This window comes from Rathayibacter sp. SW19, from assembly GCF_030866825.1.
Taxonomy (GTDB): domain Bacteria; phylum Actinomycetota; class Actinomycetes; order Actinomycetales; family Microbacteriaceae; genus Rathayibacter_A; species Rathayibacter_A soli.
The window spans coordinates 4548594-4572788 of sequence record NZ_CP133020.1; the positions used below are offsets into that span (position 1 = coordinate 4548594).

Below are 24195 nucleotides of genomic sequence, written 5' to 3' on the forward strand. Positions count from 1 at the left end.
TATCGCGGGCAGACAGGGGACGCAATAGCTGCATCAAGACTTCCGCAATGCCCGCGGGTCAGCCGGGGAGAGCATCCCCCGGGAACCCACGAGTTGCGTGAACCTCATAAGTGAAGATGCCGGCGCGCACGCCGGGATCGCCGTCCATGATCGCCTGCACCTCGTCGGGCGTTCCGGTGAAGATGCCGATGCCTGACACGTCGGACTCGTCGCCGATCGGGCACACGATCGCCAAATGGCCCTCTTCACGCAAGGCAAAGTTGCGGCGACCGTGTTCCCAGATGATCGCATCCGCTCCGCTCTCGGAGGCCTGCGCCGTCTTGTGCAGAATCACCGCGGTGTACTGCTTGGCGCCCTGCAGACGCTCGCGCATCTGCTCATCTGTCGGATATGCGTCTGTCGGATAGTCCATTGTTCGCTCCTGATTAGCGGATGCCGGCGCCGGCGGCAGTGAACAGGCGCTCCAACCGCGGCAGGATGGTCGGAGCAAGCAGCGCTCGCACGTCGCGCTGCAGGGCTGGCAGTTCTGTGAAGCGCGCGGACATGGCGTGCGGGGCGAGGCCCAATCGACCGAGGTCGCCGGCCAGTTGCCGCTGCCAGTAGCGAGCGGCGAACCAGGCGGGCATCCGCAAGAAAATGATGCGCAGCGCAGCCGGAGTGACGGTCACACCGGGTCGATACGCGCCGGAGGGTCGTCTGCCCGGCTGCTGCAGCGCGGTGAATCCCTCACGCACGGCGAGGACGATGTCGCGCACGGAGGCACGATCGCCCGCAAGCCCGACGACATCACCATCCCGTGCAGCAATCGCCGACTCGAACGCGCTGATGAAGATCAAATGAGTCTGCAGCCAGGCATTCATGTCTCCGGCGAGCGCCACGGGTAGGTTGGCCGTGCGCAACAGTGCCCGCAGTCGTGCGTGCGGGGCACTCGCATCTTGCGCAGCCCGACCGGAGCTGACTCCGATGGTCGTCGGCTGCTGCGCCACCTGAAGATAGCGCACAACGCCGTCTTCCCCGAGCTCACCGGCGACACCCGGAAACGCCGGCACGAAGCGAGCGGGTCCGATCGCCGCCTCAAGTGCAGACAGGCCACCGGCCGCATCCGCCCCTCCAGTCGCGACGGATCCGCCGGCCAGGTTGATCAGACTTGCGACCACGTCTGCCCGGATGTCTGCGAGCTGCGGTAGCGCAGCGTCGACCTGATCGCGACGAATCGCAATGAGCGCGACATCGGTGGCGACGGCATCAGAGAGACTGGTCACGACCACCGGGAAGACGGTCTCGGCCCGACCCGTCTCGGGCCGAACACCATCGCGCACCAGCGTGATACCGCGGGAGCGCAGCAGTTGGGCGGTCTCACCACGGGCAACGATCTGCACGTCGTGCCCCGCCGACAGCAGGCGGGCGGCGAAGACGCGACCGATCACCCCGGCGCCGAAGACGAGTACCCGCACGCTGCCCTTCCCCGATCGAAACGAGCGGATGCTGCGCGCATCCCTTCGTCAGCCATCATGCGCGTGCCCCGCGCTCCTGTCTACCGCGCGCTCTGTCCGACCTCCCGCGGGCGTGCCGTTGGCGCGGCACGGCGGCGCGAACTCATGCGGTGCGTGCGTGCGCCGCCTTGCGCGCCATGCGCCAGTTGAGGTGGCGCATTGCACACGAAGTGGCGCAGAGAGAAGGCCGGTGCAGGCAGGAACAAGTCGCATGTGCGTCCCGTCGGTTCAGTGCCTGTCGATTCGAAACACCGCTGGATTCGAACGTGATTGTTGGTCAAGCGACGAGCACCTACAGTCGTTGGTCGAGTAGCGAGCACCTACAGTCGTTGGTCGAGTAGCGAGCGCAAGCAGTCGTTGGTCAAGCGACGAGCGCCTACAGTCGTTGGTCGAGTAGCGAGCGCAAGCGAGTGTATCGAGACCCCGCAAGTCGATCTTCGGGGCTCTCGATGCGCCTGCTCGACGACTGCGCGCAGGGACCGAAAGCTCGCGGGCTACTCGACCACCGCGATTGTCGAGATCAGCTGTACACCCTTACCACGGCGAGCGACACAGATTGCGGTTGACTCCTCCAGGTGCTGTGAGCTTCGCGAAGGCGTGCAAAGGTCTACTGGCATTCGGGGCCGCATCGTCGAGCTCACGTGCGTCGTCCGGCTCACGTGCGTCCAGCTCACGTGCATACAGAGCACGGGCCACAACCACAAGGGCCGCTGACGACCGACTGCCTCCGCCTCAATCTTCGCCGCAATCGCAACGGCCGACGTGGTCTCGTCGACGCAATGGCTCAGAAGTCTTCGCGTCCCTCAGCGTCGATGTCGAGAGTCTTCTCGTCGGCCGCCCAGGCTTCGAGAACGAGCTCGAGCTGGCGGCGCAGCCAGTCGCTCGTCAGCGGCCCTTCCGACTCGAAGCGCGCCAATTGCCGAGTTCGTTCGTCGGCCGCTCCGGTGAGGTCGTCCATGTCTGCTCCCTTCCGTTACTGAGTCTGACGCCACTTCGGCCGGCGCGCAATGACGCTATGCGCACGCTGACCCGTCAGTGCGCCCGTGCGCCAGATTGGGTGTCGTGCGCCAGCTGAAGTGGCGCAGCACACACAATCTTGCGCACGGCGCGGCCACCTGCCTTGGTGGCCCTGGCGATGCTCACACGATACCGACCAGTGCTAGGTTTTCCTTCGCGTATGCCGTTCTGACCGCACCCGATGGCCTAACATCGAAGCCATGGCACGCCGGGGAAGCTACGCGAAGGGTCTCGCCAAGCGCGAAGAGATTCTGCGCAGCGCCCTCGAGGTGTTCTCCCGTGAGGGCTACCGCGGTACGTCGCTGCGGGAACTCGCCGAGGCGGTAAACCTCAGCCAGGCCGGCATCCTGCACTACTTCGACTCGAAAGAGCAGTTGTTCGCGGAAATTCTTCGTAAGCGCGATGAGTTCGACGGCACAGAATACGCAGGCACCGACGACGGCGCGCATGCGATGATCGCAGTCATGCGGCATAACGCCGAAGTGCCGGGCCTGGTGCAGCTTTACGCGAATGTCTCCGCCGCTGCGGCGGAAGAGGACCATCCAGCACACGACTATTTCGTGCGTCGTTATGACGAGCTGCGACGGATGCTCGCAGACAGCATCCGCACACAACAAGCTGCTGGACAGTTCAGTGCACAGCTGGATGCCGAGATGATCGCCACGCTCCTGATCGCCGCTGCCGACGGGATGCAGGTGCAGTGGATGCTCGACCCTGACCAGAACATGTCGGAGCACCTGGAATACCTGTTGTCATTGCTGTCGGGCATCGGCGCTCCGGCCGGCGACCGACCGACCGAACGCGCGAGTGAGGTGAGCACCCGATGAGCGCGCCAGAAAGTACTCTCGGCGGCACTCCCGGCAACTCCGTCGCCAGTACCCTTGTCAGCGCAGACGTGCGACGACACAATCTGTCGGTCGTCGCGCGCTATCTCGTCGACAACGGCCCGAGTTCGCGCAGCCGGATCGCCGCGGGTACCGGACTGACCCGCGGAGCCGTCACCGCTCTGACGAACGTGCTGACGAACGCCGCAATACTTCACGAATCCGCGCCCGTTTCACGCACCGGTAAGGGTCGTCCTGTCACGCTGCTGACTCTCGCAGCGGACGACATCGCGCTGGTGGCGGTGCAACTGGATGCCGACGAGGCGACCGCCGTCGTCGCGAATCTGGCGGGCGAGACCCTGTACCGCACCGCGGAACAGCACGGTCGACCGATGGGCGACCCGGGCGCCGTGCTCGACGTGCTGGCACGGGTCGCCGAGCGGGCACTGGATGCCGCGGCGAAGCTGGGGCGGCGCGTTGCCGAGCTCACCGTCGTCGTGTTCGCACCGGTCGGCGGTGCGCCGGCTCGGGTGCTGGCCGACACCGATCTCGGCTGGGGCGCCGTCGACGTGCTCGGCGGGTTACGTGCCCGAGTCTCCGCCGACGCAGCCCGCAATGCGCTCAACGGCGCACGCTTGGTCGCCGATTCGACCGTCGCGGCCCGCGCCGAGCACAGTTTGCTCGCCGACATCAATGACATGATCTATCTGAAGAGCAACTCCGGCATCGGTGGTGCACTGATCGTAGACGGCCGGCTGGTGCAGGGCGTGCACCGTCTTGCGGGTGCCCTCGGCCACCTTCCGATCGTTTTCGACGGGGTTCGCTGTGAGTGCGGCCAACGCGGATGCCTCGTCACTGTCGCGGGCCCCGATGCCGTTCTCGAGGCTGCCGGACTCGGCGCGATGCTGCAGCGGGATGGGCTGAGCTCGGCACTGGCTGAACTGATCCGGCGCATCCACGCCGGGGATCGCGCAGCTGTCGCGGCGTGGGATGCAGCAGCGGTCTGGATCGGGCGTGTGCTGCAGGTTCTGACCATGTCACTCGACCCGCAGGCGATCGTGCTCGGCGGTTACTGGGCTGAGCTTGTCGAGCCGGTTGCGCGCGAATTCGCCGGTAACCACCCGTCGATCGCGGATGCCGACCCGTGGGCCGGTCCCGCGATCGTGCCCGGTCGGCTTGGCTCGGACGCAGCCCTGCTCGGCGCGGTGTGGAGTGCGCGCGATCGCCTGCTCGACGATCTCCTTACGCTCGCCGTTCCCTGAGCGCAGCCGCTCGGTCCCTGAGCACAGTCTCTCGGTCCCTGAGCGCAGCCTCTCGGTCCCTGAGCGCAGCCTCCCGGTCCCTGAGCGCAGCCTCCCGGTCCCTGAGCGCAGCCTCTCGGTCCCTGAGCGCAGCCGAAGGGCCGCCTTGTACCGCACTTCGGCTTCGCTCAGCGACCGTAAGCCCAATACATTCAACCCTTGAATTATTGATGCCCGCCGTGCATAATCATTCCCAAGCGTTGTTCGGGTTTCGGGTGACGCGAGCAAGACCACAAGGCCGAACGCATCCCACTCGATGAAGAGGAGAGCCATGTCCACCCCCGCGCCCGACACCGCCTCAGACAACCCCACACCCGACACATCGGCCGATGCCGCTGACGTCAGCGGCACACTGAGCCCACCGGCAAACCGCCGACTCGCACCGTCACTGCTGATCACCTCGATGGTGCTGTTCGCGACGTACTCCGGGCTGATCTCCGTGCTGCTGCCGAACCAGGTCTATGGGATCGATCCGGTGCACAAGGTGCAGAACCTCGCGATCGTTTCGACCACCTCGTTCATTTTCACGCTCTTCGCCCAGCCGATCGTCGGGGCTTTCAGCGACCGCACGCGCTCCAGGATGGGCCGGCGTGCTCCGTGGATGGTGATCGGCACGGCCGTTGCCGCCGTCTTCCTGATCGGGCTCGGCACCCTCCAGTCGATCATCTGGATCACGATCTTCTGGGTCGTCATCCAGGTGGCGCTGAATGCAATGCAGGGCCCGCTTTCGGCGATCCTGCCCGACCGCTTCCCGCGCAGCAAGCGCGGCATCGCATCCGCGATGATCGGCATCGGAACCATGGCCGGCGGCACGGTCGGTGTGATCGTCGCCAGTCAGTTGGCAGCGCAGTTCGGTATTGCATACACCGGATTCGGCATCGTCGTGCTGGTCATTACACTGCTGTTCGTCATCTTCAACCGCGACTTCTCGTCGAAAACGATGGAGCGCCCCGCGTTCAGCTGGAAAGCGCTGGCATCCGGTTTCTGGATCAACCCGCGCAAACACCCCGATTTCTTCTGGGCGTTCACCGCGCGATTCCTGTTCATCCTGGGCTATTTCGTCGCGTTCACCTACCAGCTGTTCATCCTCACTGATTACATCCACCTGAGCCTGAAGGCCGCGAACGGCCAGATCGCGGTCCTCAGCATTGCATCACTGATCACCACGCTTGTGTCCGTTTCGTTCGCAGGCTGGCTCAGTGACAAGCTCGGCCGACGCAAGGTCTTCATCTATATCGCATCCGCTCTGATGGTAGTCGGCCTGCTGATGCCGCTGCTGATGCCGACGATGACAGGCATGATCGCCATGTCGGCGATCAACGGCTTCGGATTCGGCCTCTACATGGCATCGGATTCGGCGCTGATGACCGAGGTGCTGCCCGGTGGGGGCACGGCAGCGGGCAAGGATCTCGGCATCCTGAACGTCGCCACCAACATTCCGCAGGCCCTCAGCCCCGCGCTTGCCGCCGTGCTGATCGGCGCGCTCGGCGGTTACCCGGCGCTGTTCATCTTCGCGATGGTGTGCGTCGCGGTCGCGGCATTCGTCATCATCCCGATCAAGAGCGTGCGGTAGCGCGTTGAACCATCAGAAAGAAGCATCATGAGCAACAGTCAAGCGCCCGAAGTCACCACGACGGCCGGCACGGTCCGCGGCATCCAGCGGGATGCATCGGCCGCGTTCCTCGGCATTCCGTTCGCCGAGCCGCCGGTGGGCGAGCTGCGTTTTGCCGCTCCGGTGCCGCACCATGCGTGGGAAGGTGTGCGCGACGCGACCGAGTACGGGGCGACGCCTCAGCGCAAGGCGCTTTCTGAGGTGACGCTCATTCCCGAGCCGTCGATCCCGGGTGATTCCACGTTGAACGTCAACGTATTCACGCCACGGCCCGGCGAAACGGATGCGAAGCTGCCGGTCTTGGTCTACATCCACGGTGGCGGCTTCGTCGCCGGCTCGCCCGCCAGCCCGTGGTACGACGGCGCCGCATTCAACCGTGACGGTGTCGTCACCGTGTCCGTGTCGTACCGGCTCGGCTTCGACGGCTTCGGCTGGATCGAGGATGCCCCGCACAACCGCGGCATCCTCGACTGGATCTTGGCGCTGGAGTGGGTGCGCGACAACATCGGTGCGTTCGGCGGCGACCCCTCACGCGTCACGATCGCCGGTCAGTCTGCCGGCGGCGGTGCCGTGCTCACCCTGCTGGCCGTGCCGCGCGCGGCCGGCCTATTCCACGGTGCGATCTCCCTTTCCGGGCCGGCATCGGATGTCCCCCTCGAGTCCGCAGAAACGCTCGGCCGTCGCTTGGCACAGCTCGGCGGCGTCGCACCGACGCGTGCCGGACTAGCGACGCTCGATGAGGCGCGGATTCTCGAGTTGCAGGGGCAGGTCTCGTCGATCGGCGCCGCGGCATCCGATGACGATGCCGGCACCGGCGCCGATGCTGACGACAACGCTGGCGACACTGCTGCGGATGCGAACCCGCTCGCCGGCATCGCCGATTTCATCTCCGGGGGCCTGACCCTGGCGCCGGTGGTCGACGGCGAGCTGCTGCCCGAATCAGCGGCCTCTGCGTTGGAACATGGAGTCGGTGCGGACAAGGCGCTCATGCTCGGCACGGTCGACAACGAATTCAACATGATGATGATGGGCGGGGCCGACGCCTTGGCCGAGGTCGACCCAGTTGCAGCGCTCGGCGCGTTTCGGTTGCCGCCCGAGGTCGCGACCGCCTACGTCGAGGCGCATTCGGGTATCGGCACCGCCGGTATCCTTGGCCAAGCGGTGACGGACCTGATGTTCCGGCGCTTCAACCGCGCTCTTGCTGAAGCACGTGCCGCGGCTGGCGCGCCTGCCTGGCTCTACCGCTTCTCGTGGCCGTCACCCTCGATGGGCGGCGCGGTGCATTGCACTGACGTGCCGTTCTTCTTCGACTGCCTCGGCGCCGAACGGGTCGACGTGATCGCCGGGCCGACGCCACCGACATCGCTCGCAGCGGATGTCCATGGTGCAGCCGTGCGCTTCATCACGACCAGCAATCCAGGCTGGCCCGCATACGCCACCCCCGACCGGGACGTGCGCGTGTACGACGTGCCGTCATCCGTGCTGCCCGACGGCTACGGGGACGTTGCGGTACTGGGCGAGCAACGACTCGGCGAGTCCGCCGCGGTCGCCGGCTGAGTCGCAGGCCGACGCTGAACCGCAGGCCGGTGGAAAGTTGCCAGCGGTGGCCTGCTGGCTCGCGGCGCGAGCGATGGTCTAACGGACGAGCGTTGCTGAATTGGACGAGCGATGCTGCCTAGGCAGCATCGCTCGTCCAATTCAGGCACTCTCGCGCCGGCCACCACCGGACGCAAGGGCGAGATGCCACGGGTTGCCGCACGTCGCGGGAAAAAACTCGCCCAGCGGAGCCTCGACTAGTCACGTGACCGCAATTCGCGCAGCACAGTGCGCAGGCGAGCATCGAAACAGTCGGGAACCTGCGGCGGCAGCGCATCGACCGGCCACCACGCGACCGCCTCGCTCTCCGCGCTGACGACGGGCGCCGCGTCGGGTTCGGCAAAGGCGACGAAGCCGATATCCCAGTGGGTTGTGCAGCGGCCGAACGCGGCGGCGAGCGCGTGCCGGTTCAGGTCGTACGGCGCGGCATCGACGAGTTCCAACGCACTCAGCCCGCTTTCCTCGTGCGCTTCGCGCACAGCGGCGGACGCGACCGATGCGTCGCTTGCCTCGATGTGCCCGCCCAGCTGCACCCAGAACTGCCCCTTCTTGTGAAAGCACAGCAGGGTGTGCGTGAAATCCGGAGTGAAAACGAAGCAACTCGCGGTCAGATGTTCGGGTCCGCCGTCGCGATCCAGAGCGGATGCGCCGCGCGCGTCGAGAAAGTCGAGATACTCGAGCCGCAACTCGCGCTGCTCGGCTGCCGCGGGCATCCACTCGGTCAGAGCATCCACGAAGGCCTGAGTTCTCGAGCGCGTGTCGATCGTCACGGTCTCAGGCTAGCCGCCGACGTCGCAGACGTTGTTGCGACGACGCCTGCGCGGGAGTCGGGATCGCCGCGGGTCAGCATTCAGGTCTGACGGCGCGACACGCCGCGGTCCACGTGATGGACCCCCTGTCCAACCTGAATTCTGCGCAGTCTGAGCGGCCTCGAACCCGGCACAGACTCGTCGCCCGGTCGCGCGGCACAGTCGCGGCCGTACCGCGGTCAGTCGCGGTCGCGCATCCAGTGTTCGCGCAGGAACATTCTGCCGAAGCGTTCTGTCAACCGGGAACCAGTGAATTCTTCGGGATCGGCCTCGAACACGGCATCGCCGTCGGGTTTTGGCAAGTCGGCGGCGCGGTCATCCGTGATCGTGGTGTGCACGACCGCCGTGGTGATCGTTTCGATCTGCCTGGCGTCCACGAAACGCAGGCCAGAACCGGTCCTGAGCACGATGCCATCGAAGAGGTCGAGCTCTGCGTCCGCAAGCACGTGCTCGACGGTGCCCAGCTTGCTACCCGACGCGCTGTCAACACGTGTGCCTTTCGTCAGTGCCGTGTATGCAATCGGGTCGTTTTCGCTCATGTGCTGCCTTGCTGTCGAATCCATTCGGTGTGCCCACCGTAACGCGGCGCGGTTAGGGACGCGCCGTGAGTTCCAGTCCGGCCGGAAGACACTGCGCAGATCCGCGCGCAGATCCGCGCGCGCATCCGCGCACGCAACTGAGCACTCCATCGCGCACTCGACTACGGTTAATTGATCCGGCGCACCCTGCACGCTGGACACGCGCCGACCTGACCGACCTTTGTGAGCGAGATGCCGAAGAAGAAGAAGAAACGAGCCAGCGGCGGCGGCAGTTCGAAGCACGCCAGCCCTGGGCGTTCTGCCGGGGTTTCCCTTGCCGCTGAAACCGCGCTGCAGCGACGATTCACCAGCTGGTATGAGCACCATTCCGGCATGGACGAGGAGCATCTGTCGACCGCCGCGACTTCCGCCCTGGTCGCCCGCCTGTTCGCGATGACCCGCGAACTCGGCCCCGGCCGCACCCTCGCCGACCCACGCCACGCTACCCTCGCCGCGCTTCTGGACGCCATCGATGCCGACGAGGATGCGCTCACGCTGGCACGCGACGCCGTCGACATCCTGGGCCACTACCTCGAGTTCCTTGACGACACCAATTCGTGGAACATCTCCGACGAAGAGTTCGATGCAAGCTACGAGGTGCTCGACGACGTGCTCGACGAGATCGATTCAGGGCAGCCCGGCATCCTGCGCACTCTGATGGATGCGCTTGACGAGGTGCCCGATGTTGCAGTACCCGATCAGTTGCGCGCCATCAACGCGCTGCCGCTGATCACCGGTGTCGACGGCCTGCTCACCTGGATCGGGCGCAGCCATCCGATCACGTCAACCGGCGCGCTCCGGCTTCGAGACATCCAGCCTGTTGCCGCTTTGCTCGGAATCAACGCCGTCGGTCGCAAGCGCACGGACACCACGGAATCTGGTGCCACGGAGTCTGACAACACCGCTGACCGGACGGTCGAGGTCAGCACCATGTGGGAGCTTCCGGGGCTCACCGCATGGTGGCAGGGGCTCGTCGGCCTCGGCGTGCTCGAGCTCACGCCCACGACGGTGCGCCCCGGACCAACCGCCGCAGCATGGCGCTCCAGCGCCGCACGCGAGCACTTCGCCCTGCGGAGCACGCTCGTTCGACTCTATGTGAGCTTCTGGCCGCACACCGAGCCGGACGGCGCTGGCATCCTCGGTCCATTCGTGTTCGTTCACCTGATCGCACAACTTGCTGCAGCGGTCAGCCCAGACGCGCTCGGGGAGCTCAGTGCCACGGCGTTGGCAGCGATCCTGGATGAATCCGCCAACGTCGCCGGATTCGCCTTCGAAGGCTTCAGAGACTTCGGCGGCATCGCCGGAATACGCAGTTCGATCACTCTGGGCCACCTCGCGCGCGTGGGAATCCTTGAGGAAAGCACTACGGCGGATGGCTCAGCTCGCTACATCGTGCCCGCCGCGCTGCGTCCGGTGGTCGCCGAATCACTGCGCGAGGTGCGGGAGACGCTGCTCAAGCCGGATGATGACGATCTGCTCGACGACGATCTGATCGACGAAGACATGCTGGCCGAAGACATGCTGGCCAATCCGCACCCTGCCGGCACGCTCCTCCAACTGAAGATCGCACTGGTCGACGCGCGACCGGCCGTCTGGCGCCGCATCCTCGTCGAAGCGGATGCCACGCTCGGCGAGCTGCATGATGTCATTCAGCAATCGTTTCTCTGGGATGACCGCCACCTGCACCGCTTCACATTGGACAACGACTACTCGGGCGGTCCGGCCTTCGGGCCGGTGCCGGACGAGGTTCTGGGCGGCACCGACCGCGGTCTGTACGATGAGAACCTGATGGAGCTTGGAGCACTGCTGCGCGAGCCGGCCGATGACCTGTTTTACACCTACAACCCCGGCAATGAATGGCGACACCTGATCCGGCTCGAGGCGATCCACCCTGCAGGCTTTGCGAGGGCCCCGTCCTGCATCGATGGCCGCGGCGCTGCCCCTCACGAGGAATCCGGCGGGCCGAGCGGATGGGCGCTGCACGTGCGCGGTGGGGCTATCGCAGCCCCGTTCGATCTCGACGCGGTCAACGCGCGGCTGGTGCGGCTGCGTGGCAATCTCTGAACGATATTCCGCGAACACCACCCGGTGGAGCAAAAACCTCGAAGGGACTGACCATGACAGCGGATGCCGATCGGATCGAACGCGACGTCACAATTGCAGCGAGTGCCCAGCGAGTGTGGGAACTGATTCGCACGCCCGGTTGGTGGATCAACGAAGGCTCGATCGTCGAGGTCGTGTACGACGCGACGAGCGACGTCAACGTGATTTGGCATCCGCAGTACGGTGGTTTCCGCGTGCAGACCGTCACGCTCGATGAACCACGGCACGCAGCGTTTCGCTGGCTTGCCGGCGAGGGCGACGACGAGCTGTCTCCGGAGGGCGGCACATCCACCCTCGTCGAATTCTGGATCGACGAACGATCGGACGGTGTCACGCTCCGTGTTGTGGAGAGCGGATTCGGCCTGCTGCCAGTCAGCGACGAGCAGCGGCGAAAGACGATCGACGGCAACACGGAAGGTTGGGAGATCGAGTTGGCCGCTGCAGTCGACTGGGTCGAGCGCGCCGAACCGTTCAAGCCGGAATGAGCCCGGGGCCGACAAGGGCTCCGGGCTCACGAGAGATCCGGCGAACTAGTCGGCGAGGATCAGGTACAGGGCGCGGCGTGCCTCATCGAGCTTCTCGATTGCGGCGGCGCGTTGTGCGTCTGTCGCGGAGTGCCGCATTTGGTGCACCACTCCCATCAGCTTGCCGACGCTCTCGATGAACGCAGCGTCCGCTGCGCTCGGACCGGGATTGGCCTGCCAGGCGCGCGCGAGTTCGTCCGAGTTCTCCTCGACATACTCGCGGCCGGCGTCGGACAGCTCGTACTCGGTGCGCTTGCTGTCGCCGTTGGCAACGATCAGCTCCTCATCGACGAGCTGTTGCAGGGTCGGGTAGACCGATCCGGGGCTGGGCCGCCACGATCCGCCGGTCTTCTCGGCGATGGCCTTGATCAGGCCATAACCATTGGAAGGTCCTTCTGCCAGGAGTGACAGGATGGCGGAACGGATGTCGCCGCGATTCGCGCGGCGTCCGCCGCGTGGGCCGAAGCCACGAGGGCCGAACCCGCCTGGGCCGAAACCGGCGAAACCTGGGCCGAAACCGGCGAAACCGCCGGCACCCATCCCGTAGCCGCGCCCGCGGTGACCCTCGGAAGGGTCGTGGTTGAATCGCCCGAACGGCGATCCGTGTTCTGAATTGTGTGCGTCTTTCATGGTCGCAGTATCCTTTCATTGCTCCCCACATGGGAGCTATCGCAGCAATTCTGCGATGTGTCAAAGATATATCGTTGACTTTTGCATGTCAAGACGAATTCAGCAGACCCGAAGGAAAGTGCACGGCGCCGCGCATCCGTTGGTCGAGTAGCCCGCGAGCGAAGCGAGCAGGCGTATCGAGACCCGCATCGAGGCCCGCATCTAGGCCGCGCACGAGGTCTCTTGGTCCATTGGTCTCTAGGTCTCGAGGTCTCGATACGCTCGCTGGCGCTCGCTACTCGACCACCGGGGTGCGGGCGCTCGCTACTCGACCACCGGGGTGCGGACGCTCGCTACTCGACCACCGGGGGTGCTGGCGCTCGCTACTCGACCACCGGAACTAGTGCTCGCCGTGAACGCGCCCGCAGCCGAAGCGCAAACACGAAGCCGAGTGCAAGGAATCCGGATGCCGCCAAGAGCGACGCGCGCGACGCATCCGCCATACCGTTCGAGAGGGCGCTCGCGACGGCGGGTCCAGATGCGCCTAGCTTGCCGGTCTCGCCTTGCGCCCGGATCGGGGCGATCGTTCCTCCGGCCGAAAGTTGCGTCGAGTCGGACAGCTGCTGCGAGACTGCCGGTGGCAGGCCCGGCACCGTGTGCAGTTGTGCGGGCACGGCCTGAGCCAAACCGATCGCGAGAACGGCCCCGATCAGTGCGGTTCCGAGCGCTGCGCCGACCTGCCGCACAGTGCTCTGCGTTGCGGAGCCCTGGCCGGACTGCTCGGGCGGGATATCTCGCAACACCGTTCCGGTCAATTGGGCGGAGGCGAGGCCGAGGCCGAGCCCGTAGAACACGAGGAGAGCGGCTAGCAGCCAGGGCGAGCCGTGCGCGCCGAGGGTGAGCGCGGTCGCGATGATGCCGATCACCTCAATGCCGAGGCCGAGAAGCACGACGTTCGGTGCCCCCATCCGCTCGGAAAGATGGCGTGCCATCGAGCCGGAGAAGAACGCGCCGACGCCCATCGCCGCCAGAACGAGGCCGGCGCCGAGCGTCGTGAGCCCCATCGCGTTGACGATGAAGAGCGGGAGGACGAACAGCAGGCCGAACTCTCCGATTGCCACGCACAGCGCGGTCAGATTGCCCCAGGTGAAGGTGGGCACGGAGAACAGCCCCAGGTCGAGGATCGCGGAGCGCCCGTTGTGTCCGCGGTGTCGCTCCCACAGCACGAAGAGCCCGATCGCGACGATTCCGATCGCGCCGATCACAGGGATCGGTGAGATCGGTGCGGTTTGCGGCCAAACCCAGCCGAAGATGTGGAAGTCGGCGACCGGTGCCCACCAGCCGAGCGTGCGCCCTTCGATCATGGCGAAGACGAGTGCCCCGAAGCCGATCGCGCTGAGCAACAGGCCGTCGACGTCCAGCCCGCGTGCGCGGATGACTGTCTTCGTTTCTGCGACCGTCAGGTAGGTGCCGACCAGCACGAGAATGCCGAACGGAATGTTGACGATGAAGATCCACTGCCAACTGAACGCGGTGGTCAGCCATCCGCCGAGAAGCGGGCCGAACGCAGCCATACCCGAGATCACGGCGCCCCAGACGCCGAACGCCACGGCGCGATCGCGGCCGCGGAAGGTCGCGTTCACCGTCGACAGCGTGGTGGGCAGGATCAGCGCACCACCGACGCCTTGCACGACTCGCGCAAGGATCAGCGCGCCCGCCCCGGCGGAAAGCGCGGCCAGGAGACTGCCGAGCATGAAGACGAGAACGCCGACCACGAGCATCCGACGCCGGCCGAGCCGGTCGCCGAGCCGCCCGGCCGTCAACAACAGTGCTGCGAAGACGACTGAATAAATGCCGTTGACCCACTGTGCCTGGCTCAGATCGAGTTTCAGGTCATCGATCAGCACCGGCAGCGCGACACCCACGATGGTGCCGTCGAGAACGATCATCGAGAGGGCGGCCGCCAGCACACCCAGGCCGATCCAGCGGCGTCGACCGGATGGCGGTGCCTGCGGCGCTGCGGACGCGGCTGAGGATGCAGCTGCGACTGCAGTCTGTTCCATTGCGGTGCGCTCCCGCATCGTCTTGTCCGTGCGCCCGTCTGTCATCGCCCGATTGCCTCCACTGTAGAGACTAGACAGCGCGCACCAGCATACGCATCGTTCAAAGGTTTGAATCGCGACCTTCCGTACTGCGGCCGCTCGCTCTGAGGCTGAGCTCGGAGGATGATGATGAGATGATGAGCAGTCTGAACGCGGAACACAACGCCCCAATGGGGATCGAGGGAATCGACTCACGGCTGGAGGTGCTGTCCGAAGCGCCTCTCGTGCTTGCGACACCGATCAACCTGCTCGGACACGGCCCGGTCACGGACAAGTCAGTGCTGTTTGTCCGCAATATCCAAGATCTCGATGAGGCGATGACTCTCGACCCTCTGCCGATCGACGGTTGGCGGCTGGAACTCACTGGTCTCATCACGCCGTCTCGCGTCGTCATCAGCGCAGAAGAACTACTCGACATGGAGCAGGTCGAATATGAAATGGTGCTCCAATGCTCCGGCAATGGCCGCGCACTCTATCCGGGGATCCCCGGAACGCCCTGGACCCAGGGCGGCATCGGCAACGTTCGCTTCACCGGCGTGCCGCTGGCTGCTGTGCTGGCGAAGCACGGTGTGACCGTCGACTCGCAAGTGCGATTCGTGACGGCCGAGGGTCGACGCGGTCCGCTCGGGGGTGAGTTCCCGGACCTCGAGCACAGCCTGCCGGTTGCGGATGTGCTGTCCACGAGCATCCTGGCGCTTCAACTCAATGGAGAACCGCTCCCTGCAATCCATGGCGGCCCGCTGCGCCTCGTCACGCCAGGGTTTTTCGGAACGATGCAACTGAAGTGGCTCGCCCGATTGCGGTTCGAGGTCGCCGAATCGACGTCTTTCTACCACGCCACCGAATACCGGGTGCCGTTGGAACGCATCGATCCAGAGGAAGACTTTCAGTTCACCCTTGAGAACAGCCGACCGACCTGGTCGATTCGGCTGATGAGTTACATTCTCGACCCGCAACCGGATGCCGCACTTCCAACCGGAGAAGTGACCGTCTCCGGCGTCGCCTACAACGATGGCGCAGCTCGGCTCGAATCAATACTCGTGTCTGTCGATCGTGGGCTCAGCTGGCAGTCCGCAGACTTCACCGTGCCCGAAAGCCCGTACGCCTGGTACGCGTGGTCGATGCAAGCCCGGTTCGAGCCGGGCGAGTACGAAATCTGGTCCCGCGCCATCGACGACCTCGGCCGCACTCAACCACTTGACGGAAATGTGGACTGGAATCCGAACGGCTACGAATGGGCCGGGGTCTTCAAGACCAGAATCACCGTCACCTGACCGGATCCAGCGTGCCCGTGTTTTGAATCGGCCCGCGAGAGCGTCCAAGGCGATCAGACGCCGCTGGTCACCGACCTTCGACCGCCCGCGCCGCATCGGCGCGGTCACGGTTTGCTCAATACTTTGACCAACGCTGCGAAGACGGCCTGTGCAGGGCTTTGCTGCGCATCAGCAGGCCCGAACGGCACGTCGCTGTTCACGATCACGATGATCGTCGTGTCAAGCGCGTAGTTGTGGAAAAGCACCGTGTTGTATCCGGGAATCTCGCCGTCATGGCCCCACCAGCCGTTGCGGTCGCCGATGCCCAGTCCGTACCCGGCCTGCGCCGTGTTCGGCGGAATGTTGCGGATGATCGAGTCGCGGCGCAGCTTCTGCATGGCCGGAGTCAGGATGCCGTGTCCGGTGAACAGAGCGTCACTCCACTTCTCCAGATCGCTGAGTGTGGAAATCACCTGACCGGCCGTGAATGCGATCGATGGACTGAACTCGGTCGCATCCGCCGTCTTGCCGTCCGGTTGTCCCTGCTCGGTGATGCCGCTCAGGTACGGTGACGCGATGGTGTTCGTCCCAACGGGAAAGCTTGAGTGCGTCATCTTCAACGGCTCGAAGATCCGCTTGTTGAACACGGTGGCAATCGGCTCACCCGTGACCTTCTCGATCACCATGCCCAGGAGTACATAGTTGGTGTTCGAGTACGCCCAGCCGGCACCGGGCGCGAAGTCCGCAGGCTGGCCCTTCTCGAAATCGACGAGCGATTGCGGCGTCCACTGCTTCTGCGGGTCGGCGAACACGGCGTTCTGCCACGCGGTGCTGGCCGTATACGAGGGGATGCCGCTGGTCATGTCCGCGAGTTGGCGCAGCGTCGCCGTGTCGCCATTGGGCATCCCGGGCACGTACTTGCCGATGGTGTCGTCGAGCGAAAGCTTGTGCTCTTCGACCAGCTGAAGCAGAATCGTCGCCGTCATGGTCTTGGTCAGGCTGCCGATCCTCGTGCGATCGTCCGGCGTCACCGGCGTGTCTGTGCCTTGCGCCGCAGTGCCGCTGCTGCCGATCCAGGTGCCGGCGGGGGAGGTCACCTCGGCGATAGCTCCCGGGCTACCGGCCTGCGTCCGTGTGCCATCCAGCGCCTTTTGCAACGCTGCCGCCGTCGACGAGTCGAGTGTCGGAGTGGGAGCCGATGTGGTCGCAGCATGCGGCTTGGCAGGTGCGGTTGCTGCGCATCCGGACGCCAGGAGAAGAACTGCGGATGCCACTGCGAGCGTCGACAGGGCACGGTTTCGGAACATTCTCATCTTCACTCCAGGGTCTCGTCGATCGGACGGTGCTTCACGCCTGCCGCGCGGCTCGGACAGCTGACTCACGGGTGTGCCTCCAATTCTTCGGTTCTCACAACTCGGTCAGCGTATCCCGGGCCGCCCGTGAGCGACTCCGATTCGGCGGTGAGCAGGGTGACCTGCTCGAAGACCCCGGTGACCATCTGGATGGGGCGCTTTGCGATCGTGAAAGTGACCTCCCAGTTGCCCCGGTCGACGAAGGTCACGTTCTGCTCGGGATTGTCCGCACCATTTCCGGACACGCTCCAGTAGGTGTTTTGGCTCTCCGGCACGTTCGTCGCGGCGGACTGCACGACAGTCGCCCCCATGAGTTCTCCCGTCTCGACGTTGCCGGCTGGGTGTCGCCGACTCGCTCGCCCCCAATTTTCTGCCGAGCTTGGACGCACGGCGATAGACCTAGGTAGCCAGAACACCGGCGCCCTCGCCAACGCCCGCATCCGGCAGGGCCGTACCCTGGTGACATGGTTACCCCGACGGCCGGGCGATCGACACGCTTCCGATCACTCGACCAAGCGCTGATGTTGCTGCTTCTCTGCTCGCTCGGGCTGGGTGCGATCGAGCTGGCGCTCGTACTACCGACCTCCGGGCAGATCTGGTGGGTGTATGTCCTGTTCATGATCGTGTTCTGGGTGTATGTCGGAGCGGGCACGCTCGCCTGGCACAGGCGCCCGAGCAATAACATGGGCAGGCTCATCGTCATCGGCGGGCTCGCGGTGTTCGCGGGCAGCCTGGCGAACACAGGAATCGGCGCTCTGATGGCAGTCGGCACCGTGTGCGCCACGATAGTGCTCGCTGTCACCATTCATCTTCTCCACGCGTTTCCATCCGGACGCGTGCATGGTCGCCTGTCGCGCGCAACAGTGATAGCGGCGTATGTCACGGCGCTGGTGCTGCAGGCGCCCCTTTACCTGTTCGACAGCACCGCTCCTCCGATCCTCGTCATCGCCGATCGGCCGGACTTGGTGTTGATCGGGGGATGGGTGCAGCGTGCGGCCGGAATCGCAATCGTCGCCTCCACGATGATCATCCTCGGATGGCGTCTCGCGCATGTCGACGCATCACGTCGCCGCGTGCTTGCACCGCTTTTCGCTTACGGGATGCTGGCTGTGCTGGTCTTGCCACTGCGTTCCAGCGTGCTGGAACCACTGTTCGGCCTCTCTCCGCTCGCCGGCGCCACGCTGCAATTCATCATTTTCGCCGGTATTCCGATTGCCTTCACACTCGGGGTGCTCCGCGGCGGATTCGCACGCACGGGCGAACTGCAGGAGCTCAGCGCCTGGCTCGGCGAGACGGACACAGCGCGACCGGCACTGGCGCAGGCAGTGGCCCGCGCTCTCGGTGACAACTCCATCGAAATCGTCTTCTGGGTGCCGGAACGCTCTGTCTGGGTGGATGCCACCGGTGCACTGGCCGAGGTGCCCGATCGACCTGGCGAGCGCTCGGCGGTGGAGGTGCTGCTCGCCGGCCAGCGGGTCGGTGCGATCGTGTACGACGCAGGTCTCATCGCCGACCCGGAGCTGGTGCGCACAGCGGGCCGGGTGATCGCCATCGCTGTCGAACGGGAACGTCTTCTCGCAGAACTCCTGGCCAGTCAGGCTGCCCTGCTCAGCTCGCGTGCACGACTGGTCGCGGCGGCGGATCGAGAGCGGCGGCGAATCGCCCGAGACCTGCATGACGGCCTCCAGGTTCAGCTTGTGCTGCTCGCGATCGAGGCGCAGCAGATTGCCGCCGAGGCCGGATCGCCGGCTGACACCGCCCAGCGGGCGACGACACTGCGCAAGGGCATTGACGCCGCGGCCGGCGAGTTACGCCGCCTCGTGCACGATGTGATGCCGGCCACGCTGATCCAGCGAGGACTCTCCGCCGCCACTGAAGATCTGGTCGACCGGATGCCGGTGCCCACCAAACTGCACCTGCGCTTGAGCGACGGCGCGCTGCCCGAGACGATTGAAAGCACGGCCTATTTCTTGATCGCAGAGGGACTCGTGAACGCACTGAAGCATTCCAAGGCACGCTCACTCGCCGTGCTTCTCGAACGCGACGGCAACCGCCTTCTGGTCGAGGTGCACGACGATGGGATCGGCGGCGCTTCTTTCGACGCGGGGCGCGGGCTGAGGGGTCTGGCCGACCGCGTGGATGTCGCCGGCGGACGGCTGAGGCTTCACAGTGAACCCGGTCACGGAACCCGATTGACAGCAGAGTTGCCATGCGCGTAATCATCGGCGAAGACGAGGTGCTCTTACGCCAAGGGCTCGAGCTCCTGCTGGAGCGCGGCGGCTTCGACGTGGTCGCCGCCGCGCCGGATGCCGACCAGCTGATGGAGGCAGTCGAGGCGCATCATCCAGACCTTGTTGTAACCGATATTCAGATGCCGCCGAACCGAACAGACGATGGAATGGTCGCTGCGCTCCGGATTCGCTCCCAGCATCCGGAGATCGCAGTGGTCGTGCTCTCACAGTACGTGCAACGTCGTTACGTCGCAGAACTGTTGGCCGACGGCTCGGCGAAGGTCGGTTACCAGCTCAAACAGCGCATTTCCGACGTCGAGACATTTCTCGGCGATCTGCGGAAGGTCACGGCGGGCGGCACCGCGATCGATCCAGATGTCATCGCCGTGATGATGAACCGTGCGAAACTGGGCAACGGCGACGTTGCACGATTGACGCCGAGACAACAGGAGGTTCTCGCACTGGTGGCTGAAGGCCGCAGCAACGCCTCGATAGCGGCACAGCTCGTGGTGACGGAACGCGCAGTCGTGCAGCACATCTCTCGCATCTACAGCGCGCTGGGCATGCCGGCCGACGCAAGCGACCATCGCAGAGTGCTCGCGGTGCTGCGTTATTTGGCCCAATAGTTCTTGGGGGCTCCGTGGCAGACCTAGCCGGCGGTTGGTGGCGTGGTCGGCACTCCGGCCGGGTTCCCCTGGGGTACAGCAGCCGAGCCGTATAGCGTCGCGATGATCCCCTTGGCGACATCCACGGCGGCGGGCTGGCCGTCGACCGGCGAGGCTGCCAGGTTGGAGCCGACGATGATGGTGTCTCCGGTCTTGAGGTCGTAGACCATGAACGTCGAGTACCCGGGGATCTGCCCGTCATGACCGAGGATGTCGGGGGCGAACTGAGCGATCCCCAGTCCGTAACCGACGCCGTTCTTCTGCCCTGCGACGACGGGTTGGATACTGTCGAGCCTGATCTTCTGCATCTTCGCATCGAGCAGGCCGCCGCCGACGAGCGCCTTGACATAGACGGCGAGATCGTGGGGTGTGGAAATGGCCCCGCCGGCCGTCCACGCCCAGGAGGGATTCGCATCCGTGTTGTTGATCGGCTTGAGGGTGCCGTCAAGTGCCTTCGGCAACTGGGCAGCGGGAACGGCGTACGAGTTGATCGTCTCAACGTTCGTTCCGAACTGGTATCCCTGCGCGTGCGGTGACGGCAGCGAGGCATCCGTGTTCGCAGGCAATGAGCTGTGGGTCAGCCCGAGCGGGCCGAAGATGCGCTTCTGAAACGCTTCGGCCGCCGACATGCCGGTGAGTTTTTCGATGACAGTGCCGAGCAGCACGATGTTCGTGTTGCTGTACTCGTACTTCGCACCCGGCGCGAAATCTGCCGGGTGCGAGAAGGCGATGGACAACAGCTCATCCGGTGTCCACGCCTTACCGGGGTCGTTGTCCAGCGTCGCGTTGAACGCCGGGTCGAACGAGTAACTGTAGAGCCCGCTGCGCATCTCCGACAGCTGGGCAATGGTGATGTTCTGGCCGTTCGGCACGTCGGGTCGGAACTTCGAGATCGGGTCGTCGAGGGCGAGCTTGCCCTCTTGCACCAACTGCAAGATGATCGTCGAAGTCATCGTCTTGGTGTTGCTGCCGATGCGGAAGTAGTCGTTCAGCGACATCGGCACCGTCTTGCCGAGCACTGCGGTGCCGAACGTTTGCGACCAGTCGCCCTGCTTGGGCGACGTGATCAGCACAACGACTCCCGGGATGGCGTTCGCCTTCATGATCGCGGGAATCTGCTTCTGCAAGCTCGCCGCGTATGTCGGGGGTGTAGCGGGCGTTCGCGTCGGCGTGCCGCCGCTTGCCGCCGTGCAACCGGACACGGCCAGAACGGCACTGAGCGCAACCGCTGCGATCGCGGTCTTGTATTTCGGGGTCTTGTATTTCGCGGCCTTGTATTTCACCGTCTTGTTTTTCACGCGTCTTCCCCTTGCTCTGCGAACATCTGGCGCTGGCCGGGCATCCCGACCGGTGCGGTGCGGGCCGCGAGCCCATAGAGCTGCGCGCTGAGCTCGGCCAGCCTCGCCTTGTTGTCATCGTAGAAACCGCGCCCGCTCTTGGCGCCGAGGCGGCCATCGATGATGTGCTGCTCGATGGTGCGCGATGCGACCGTATCCGTTGCAAGTTCCGGGTACAGCGCATCGGAGATATCCCGCAAGGTGTCGTGGCCGATCAGATCAGTCATCTGCAGCGGTCCGAAAGCGGGAATGAAGGCCTGCAACGTCTGCTGCACCATCGCATCCAGCTCGAGCGCGTCGACCGCTCCCACATCGACCAGGTGAAGCATCTCTCGCAAGAGGGCGAACCAGACCCGGTTCCACAGGAAGCCGGGGATTTCTTTGCGCAGCCGGATCGTGTTGAGACCGATGTCTGCGCAGAATCGCAGAGTCGCCTCGACCGCCTCTTCACCGGTCTTCTGACCGGCGACGACCTCGGCGAACAGGATCAGTTGCGTCTGCACCGGATGCACGACCAGTGCCCGTTCCGGGTGGCTCATCCCCGCGGCCAGACGAGTCATCGGAAAGTTCGACGTCGAACTCCACAGGAGTGCGCCTGGGTCGATCGCTGCTTCAATGTCGTGATAGCACGCCGTCTTTATCGCAACATCTTCCACGACGCACTCCATCACAGCCGCGCACGGCGTGAGTGCTTCGTCGAGGTCGTCGTGCACACTCACCCGTGCCATCACACTCTCTATCGAAGACGATTCAACCTGCCCTGCTTCCGACAGCGCATGCAAGCTCACTCGTAGGCGATCGTGAAGCGTTCGAGCGGATGCCCCGCGCGACCAGACCCGCACTTCGGTGCCGGCGAGTGCGAATTGCTGCACGAACAGGTGCCCGATGTACCCCGCGCCGACCACGCCGATCGGATGATTCAGGGTGCGTTCTTGTGTCATGGCGTGAGCATAATACTCGCGTCGAGCGCTCACAAGGTTGAATCGTGTTGTCCTTTGTTCAATCTGGTCCGACGGGTAGACTTCTGCAATGGCGACCGCAGATCGCCCGTCTGGAAACGGGCGCTACCACTCCCCGCTACGAGCCAGGCAGGCCGCCCAGACGCGGCGAGCGATTCTCGACGCCGCGACATCCCTGTTCCGTGATCGAGGCTGGGCGGCGACGACGATTCCGATGATCGCCGAGGCGGCCGGGACATCCGTCGACGCGATCTACAGCCGATTCGCAACGAAGTCGGGATTGTTGATGGCCGTCGTCGACGTCGCCATCGTCGGAGACGACGAGGAAGCCGCAATGGTCGACCGGCCCGACTTCGCGTTACTCGGCAAGGGCCGAACGCTGGAGCGCGTGCGCGCCGGCGTGCGATTCACACTGGCGGTCTATCGGCGATCCGTGCCGATGCTGAACGCTTTGCGGGAAGCAGCGGCAAGCGACGACGCTGCTCGAGCCAGACTGGCTCAATACGACGAGGATCGTCGGCGCGTAACCGCCGCCGGCCTCGCGTTGATTCTCGCAGCCGAGCCGCCGGATGCCGTGATCGACGCGATCTGGGCTCTGATCAGCCCTGAGACTTTCACCTATCTGACCGAGGGGCGGCACTGGTCACTCGCCGAAACGGAGGACTGGCTGGTGCGGATGTCGCTGACCGCGCTCAAGGAGCCGCAACCGCAAGCGGAACCGCGGCAATGACCGACGAATCGGCCCGCGAATTGCCCCAGGCCCGCGAACGTCAGCCCGGCCAACGTCCGGTCGGCCAACGTCATCCTTGCCAACGTCCGGTCGGCGACATCGACGACTTCGCCGATCCGAACGGGCTCGTCGAGGCGCCGACCGGTCTGATCGGTGTCGGAGACGACATCTGGTTCACGAGCATCGGCAACTCGCGCGTCGGGCGGGTGCACCCCGCGACCGGGCTGGTGGAGACCTTCGCCGATCCAGCCGGAAACGTCCAACTGCCGGCCAACATCCATCCCGGAGCAGATGGGCTCGTCTGGTTCACGTGTCTGGGCAGCAACCGGCTCGGCACCATCGACCCGCGGGCGGGCGACCCAGCATCGACGATCATGACGTTTTCGCATCCGGAGTTGAACGCACCTGTCGCGTTGAAGCTGGCCGCAGATGGTTGGCTGTGGTTCTCCCTGCGCGGTTCGAACGCGATCGGCACGATCGACTCGCGCGCGTCGGATCCGCTGGCGACGCTTCGCACGTTCCGATCGGCCGTGATCGGCGACCCCTCGGCTCTGTTCGTCGACGACAACGGGCGCATCTGGTGGGTCAACGCGCGGGACGCGACGATCGGATCGCTGGACCCGAGCGCCGCCGAGCCGCAGACGTCGATCAGCTCGCTCGGCCCTTGGCCGATGTTCGGAATTCCACGCGCGTGGGCAATGGACGCTTCCGGATGGCTGTGGCTCACGACACAGGACGCACCGGGTCTGCTCACCTTCGACCCGGGTGCGCATGACCCGGCGAGCACGGTGCGCTGGGTAACGCATCCGGGCTTGGAACAGCCGGACGGCGTATGGTTCGGCATCGACGGTTCCGTCTGGTTCGTTGACACCGCCGGTAACACCGTCGGCTCGTACCGACCGGACGGTACGCGGGCAATTGACAAGGGTGCAGACGCGTGGCGATTCTTCGGAAGGCCGCCGACGATCGACGGCCCCTTCGATATCAAGCCGAGCGCGGATGCCTCCGACGGCACTCTGTGGTTCACGAACAAGACCGGCAACACACTCGGTCGAATCGTGATTGTCTGAGCGCTCGGTGGTCGAGTGACGAGCGCCTGT

The 24195-nt window shown here is 65.1% G+C and carries 22 protein-coding genes and 1 pseudogene; 11 read left to right on the top strand and 12 right to left on the bottom strand.

Annotation, left to right across the window (positions count from 1 at the left end; all coding sequences use genetic code 11):
* Positions 1-58: 58 nt before the first annotated feature.
* The 3 genes from QU604_RS21155 to QU604_RS21165 all read right to left on the bottom strand — a co-directional run bounded on the left by QU604_RS21155 (position 59) and on the right by QU604_RS21165 (position 2451).
* The gene (locus QU604_RS21155) at positions 59-412 is read right to left on the bottom strand and encodes a YciI family protein (protein ID WP_308466578.1); all 354 of its coding nucleotides are present in this window, start codon (positions 410-412) and stop codon (positions 59-61) included.
* Positions 413-425: 13 nt separating this feature from the next.
* Positions 426-1454 (bottom strand): ketopantoate reductase family protein, encoded by a 1029-nt coding sequence (locus tag QU604_RS21160; protein ID WP_308466579.1) that lies wholly within the window; start codon positions 1452-1454, stop codon positions 426-428.
* A gap of 823 nt (positions 1455-2277) precedes the next feature.
* The gene (locus tag QU604_RS21165) at positions 2278-2451 is read right to left on the bottom strand and encodes a hypothetical protein (RefSeq protein ID WP_308466580.1); all 174 of its coding nucleotides are present in this window, start codon (positions 2449-2451) and stop codon (positions 2278-2280) included.
* Between the two features lie 259 nt (positions 2452-2710).
* Between QU604_RS21165 and QU604_RS21170 the strand changes: the two genes are divergently transcribed.
* Positions 2711-3337, top strand: coding sequence for a TetR/AcrR family transcriptional regulator (locus QU604_RS21170; protein ID WP_308466581.1), 627 nt, complete (start codon positions 2711-2713; stop codon positions 3335-3337).
* Positions 3334-4596: an ROK family protein gene (locus tag QU604_RS21175; RefSeq protein WP_308466582.1), complete on the top strand. Its 1263-nt coding sequence runs from the start codon at positions 3334-3336 to the stop codon at positions 4594-4596. Before QU604_RS21170 ends, QU604_RS21175 begins: the two co-directional genes overlap by 4 nt.
* 66 nt (positions 4597-4662) lie before the next feature.
* On the opposite strand, the pseudogene QU604_RS22300 reads toward QU604_RS21175, so the two are convergent.
* A pseudogene (locus tag QU604_RS22300) lies at positions 4663-4908 on the bottom strand (hypothetical protein); the annotation flags it as partial.
* Here QU604_RS22300 and QU604_RS21180 point away from each other — a divergent pair.
* Both QU604_RS21180 and QU604_RS21185 read left to right on the top strand, forming a co-directional pair.
* On the top strand, positions 4907-6208 hold the full coding sequence (locus QU604_RS21180; protein ID WP_308466583.1) for an MFS transporter: 1302 nt from the start codon (positions 4907-4909) through the stop codon (positions 6206-6208). The pseudogene QU604_RS22300 and the gene QU604_RS21180 sit on opposite strands and share 2 nt — an antisense overlap.
* 27 nt (positions 6209-6235) lie before the next feature.
* Positions 6236-7804, top strand: coding sequence for a carboxylesterase/lipase family protein (locus QU604_RS21185; protein WP_308466584.1), 1569 nt, complete (start codon positions 6236-6238; stop codon positions 7802-7804).
* A 236-nt stretch (positions 7805-8040) separates the two neighbouring features.
* On the opposite strand, the gene QU604_RS21190 is transcribed toward QU604_RS21185, so the two are convergent.
* Together QU604_RS21190 and QU604_RS21195 are read right to left on the bottom strand one after the other, a co-directional pair.
* On the bottom strand, positions 8041-8613 hold the full coding sequence (locus tag QU604_RS21190; RefSeq protein WP_308466585.1) for an NUDIX hydrolase: 573 nt from the start codon (positions 8611-8613) through the stop codon (positions 8041-8043).
* Between the two features lie 218 nt (positions 8614-8831).
* Positions 8832-9191 (bottom strand): hypothetical protein, encoded by a 360-nt coding sequence (locus QU604_RS21195; protein WP_308466586.1) that lies wholly within the window; start codon positions 9189-9191, stop codon positions 8832-8834.
* A 231-nt stretch (positions 9192-9422) separates the two neighbouring features.
* Here QU604_RS21195 and QU604_RS21200 point away from each other — a divergent pair, with 231 nt between their 5' ends.
* On the top strand, positions 9423-11294 hold the full coding sequence (locus QU604_RS21200; RefSeq protein ID WP_308466587.1) for a plasmid pRiA4b ORF-3 family protein: 1872 nt from the start codon (positions 9423-9425) through the stop codon (positions 11292-11294).
* Between the two features lie 53 nt (positions 11295-11347).
* Positions 11348-11818 carry an SRPBCC family protein gene (locus QU604_RS21205; protein ID WP_308466588.1) on the top strand — a complete coding sequence of 157 codons (471 nt, stop codon included), beginning with the start codon at positions 11348-11350 and terminating at the stop codon, positions 11816-11818.
* A 45-nt stretch (positions 11819-11863) separates the two neighbouring features.
* Here the strand turns inward: QU604_RS21205 and QU604_RS21210 are convergent, their stop codons facing one another.
* A complete protein-coding gene (locus QU604_RS21210) occupies positions 11864-12487 on the bottom strand; it encodes a PadR family transcriptional regulator (RefSeq protein ID WP_308466589.1) in 624 nt (207 codons plus the stop codon).
* A 362-nt stretch (positions 12488-12849) separates the two neighbouring features.
* Positions 12850-14574, bottom strand: a complete 1725-nt coding sequence (locus tag QU604_RS21215) for an MFS transporter (RefSeq protein WP_308466590.1) — start codon at positions 14572-14574, stop codon at positions 12850-12852.
* A 128-nt stretch (positions 14575-14702) separates the two neighbouring features.
* Here QU604_RS21215 and QU604_RS21220 point away from each other — a divergent pair, with 128 nt between their 5' ends.
* Positions 14703-15842, top strand: a complete 1140-nt coding sequence (locus tag QU604_RS21220; protein WP_308466591.1) for a molybdopterin-dependent oxidoreductase — start codon at positions 14703-14705, stop codon at positions 15840-15842.
* A 104-nt stretch (positions 15843-15946) separates the two neighbouring features.
* Here the strand turns inward: QU604_RS21220 and QU604_RS21225 are convergent, their stop codons facing one another.
* Positions 15947-17134, bottom strand: a complete 1188-nt coding sequence (locus QU604_RS21225) for a serine hydrolase domain-containing protein (RefSeq protein WP_308466592.1) — start codon at positions 17132-17134, stop codon at positions 15947-15949.
* A 65-nt stretch (positions 17135-17199) separates the two neighbouring features.
* The gene (locus QU604_RS21230; RefSeq protein ID WP_308466593.1) at positions 17200-17484 is read right to left on the bottom strand and encodes a hypothetical protein; all 285 of its coding nucleotides are present in this window, start codon (positions 17482-17484) and stop codon (positions 17200-17202) included.
* Between the two features lie 153 nt (positions 17485-17637).
* On the opposite strand from QU604_RS21230, the gene QU604_RS21235 reads away from it, so the two are divergent.
* Both QU604_RS21235 and QU604_RS21240 read left to right on the top strand, forming a co-directional pair.
* Positions 17638-19392, top strand: coding sequence for a sensor histidine kinase (locus QU604_RS21235; protein WP_308466594.1), 1755 nt, complete (start codon positions 17638-17640; stop codon positions 19390-19392).
* Entirely contained in the window at positions 19383-20030 is a 648-nt protein-coding gene (locus QU604_RS21240) for a response regulator (protein WP_308466595.1), read from the top strand. The genes QU604_RS21235 and QU604_RS21240 overlap by 10 nt, the downstream gene beginning before the upstream one ends.
* A 23-nt stretch (positions 20031-20053) precedes the next feature.
* Here QU604_RS21240 and QU604_RS21245 read toward each other — a convergent pair whose 3' ends face one another.
* Both QU604_RS21245 and QU604_RS21250 read right to left on the bottom strand, forming a co-directional pair.
* Positions 20054-21367 (bottom strand): serine hydrolase domain-containing protein, encoded by a 1314-nt coding sequence (locus tag QU604_RS21245; RefSeq protein ID WP_308466596.1) that lies wholly within the window; start codon positions 21365-21367, stop codon positions 20054-20056.
* Entirely contained in the window at positions 21364-22347 is a 984-nt protein-coding gene (locus QU604_RS21250) for a 3-hydroxyacyl-CoA dehydrogenase family protein (protein WP_308466597.1), read from the bottom strand. The genes QU604_RS21245 and QU604_RS21250 overlap by 4 nt, the downstream gene beginning before the upstream one ends.
* Positions 22348-22435: 88 nt before the next feature.
* Between QU604_RS21250 and QU604_RS21255 the strand changes: the two genes are divergently transcribed.
* Together QU604_RS21255 and QU604_RS21260 are read left to right on the top strand one after the other, a co-directional pair.
* Positions 22436-23095: a TetR/AcrR family transcriptional regulator gene (locus QU604_RS21255; protein WP_308466598.1), complete on the top strand. Its 660-nt coding sequence runs from the start codon at positions 22436-22438 to the stop codon at positions 23093-23095.
* The gene (locus QU604_RS21260) at positions 23092-24165 is read left to right on the top strand and encodes a Vgb family protein (RefSeq protein WP_308466599.1); all 1074 of its coding nucleotides are present in this window, start codon (positions 23092-23094) and stop codon (positions 24163-24165) included. The genes QU604_RS21255 and QU604_RS21260 overlap by 4 nt, the downstream gene beginning before the upstream one ends.
* Positions 24166-24195: the final 30 nt, after the last annotated feature.

What these genes read in the sequence shown, in the direction of transcription:
- QU604_RS21260 (WP_308466599.1), top strand. Translation starts at nt 23,092, where the DNA reads ATGACCGACGAATCGGCCCGCGAATTGCCCCAGGCCCGCGAACGTCAG.
- QU604_RS21205 (WP_308466588.1), top strand. Translation starts at nt 11,348, where the DNA reads ATGACAGCGGATGCCGATCGGATCGAACGCGACGTCACAATTGCAGCG.
- QU604_RS21175 (WP_308466582.1), top strand. Translation starts at nt 3,334, where the DNA reads ATGAGCGCGCCAGAAAGTACTCTCGGCGGCACTCCCGGCAACTCCGTC.
- QU604_RS21255 (WP_308466598.1), top strand. Translation starts at nt 22,436, where the DNA reads ATGGCGACCGCAGATCGCCCGTCTGGAAACGGGCGCTACCACTCCCCG.
- QU604_RS21155 (WP_308466578.1), bottom strand. Translation starts at nt 412, where the DNA reads ATGGACTATCCGACAGACGCATATCCGACAGATGAGCAGATGCGCGAG.
- QU604_RS21170 (WP_308466581.1), top strand. Translation starts at nt 2,711, where the DNA reads ATGGCACGCCGGGGAAGCTACGCGAAGGGTCTCGCCAAGCGCGAAGAG.
- QU604_RS21180 (WP_308466583.1), top strand. Translation starts at nt 4,907, where the DNA reads ATGTCCACCCCCGCGCCCGACACCGCCTCAGACAACCCCACACCCGAC.
- QU604_RS21235 (WP_308466594.1), top strand. Translation starts at nt 17,638, where the DNA reads ATGGTTACCCCGACGGCCGGGCGATCGACACGCTTCCGATCACTCGAC.
- QU604_RS21195 (WP_308466586.1), bottom strand. Translation starts at nt 9,191, where the DNA reads ATGAGCGAAAACGACCCGATTGCATACACGGCACTGACGAAAGGCACA.
- QU604_RS21240 (WP_308466595.1), top strand. Translation starts at nt 19,383, where the DNA reads ATGCGCGTAATCATCGGCGAAGACGAGGTGCTCTTACGCCAAGGGCTC.
- QU604_RS21225 (WP_308466592.1), bottom strand. Translation starts at nt 17,134, where the DNA reads ATGAGAATGTTCCGAAACCGTGCCCTGTCGACGCTCGCAGTGGCATCC.
- QU604_RS21165 (WP_308466580.1), bottom strand. Translation starts at nt 2,451, where the DNA reads ATGGACGACCTCACCGGAGCGGCCGACGAACGAACTCGGCAATTGGCG.
- QU604_RS21210 (WP_308466589.1), bottom strand. Translation starts at nt 12,487, where the DNA reads ATGAAAGACGCACACAATTCAGAACACGGATCGCCGTTCGGGCGATTC.
- QU604_RS21220 (WP_308466591.1), top strand. Translation starts at nt 14,703, where the DNA reads ATGATGAGCAGTCTGAACGCGGAACACAACGCCCCAATGGGGATCGAG.
- QU604_RS21250 (WP_308466597.1), bottom strand. Translation starts at nt 22,347, where the DNA reads ATGACACAAGAACGCACCCTGAATCATCCGATCGGCGTGGTCGGCGCG.
- QU604_RS21200 (WP_308466587.1), top strand. Translation starts at nt 9,423, where the DNA reads ATGCCGAAGAAGAAGAAGAAACGAGCCAGCGGCGGCGGCAGTTCGAAG.
- QU604_RS21215 (WP_308466590.1), bottom strand. Translation starts at nt 14,574, where the DNA reads ATGACAGACGGGCGCACGGACAAGACGATGCGGGAGCGCACCGCAATG.
- QU604_RS21230 (WP_308466593.1), bottom strand. Translation starts at nt 17,484, where the DNA reads ATGGGGGCGACTGTCGTGCAGTCCGCCGCGACGAACGTGCCGGAGAGC.
- QU604_RS21185 (WP_308466584.1), top strand. Translation starts at nt 6,236, where the DNA reads ATGAGCAACAGTCAAGCGCCCGAAGTCACCACGACGGCCGGCACGGTC.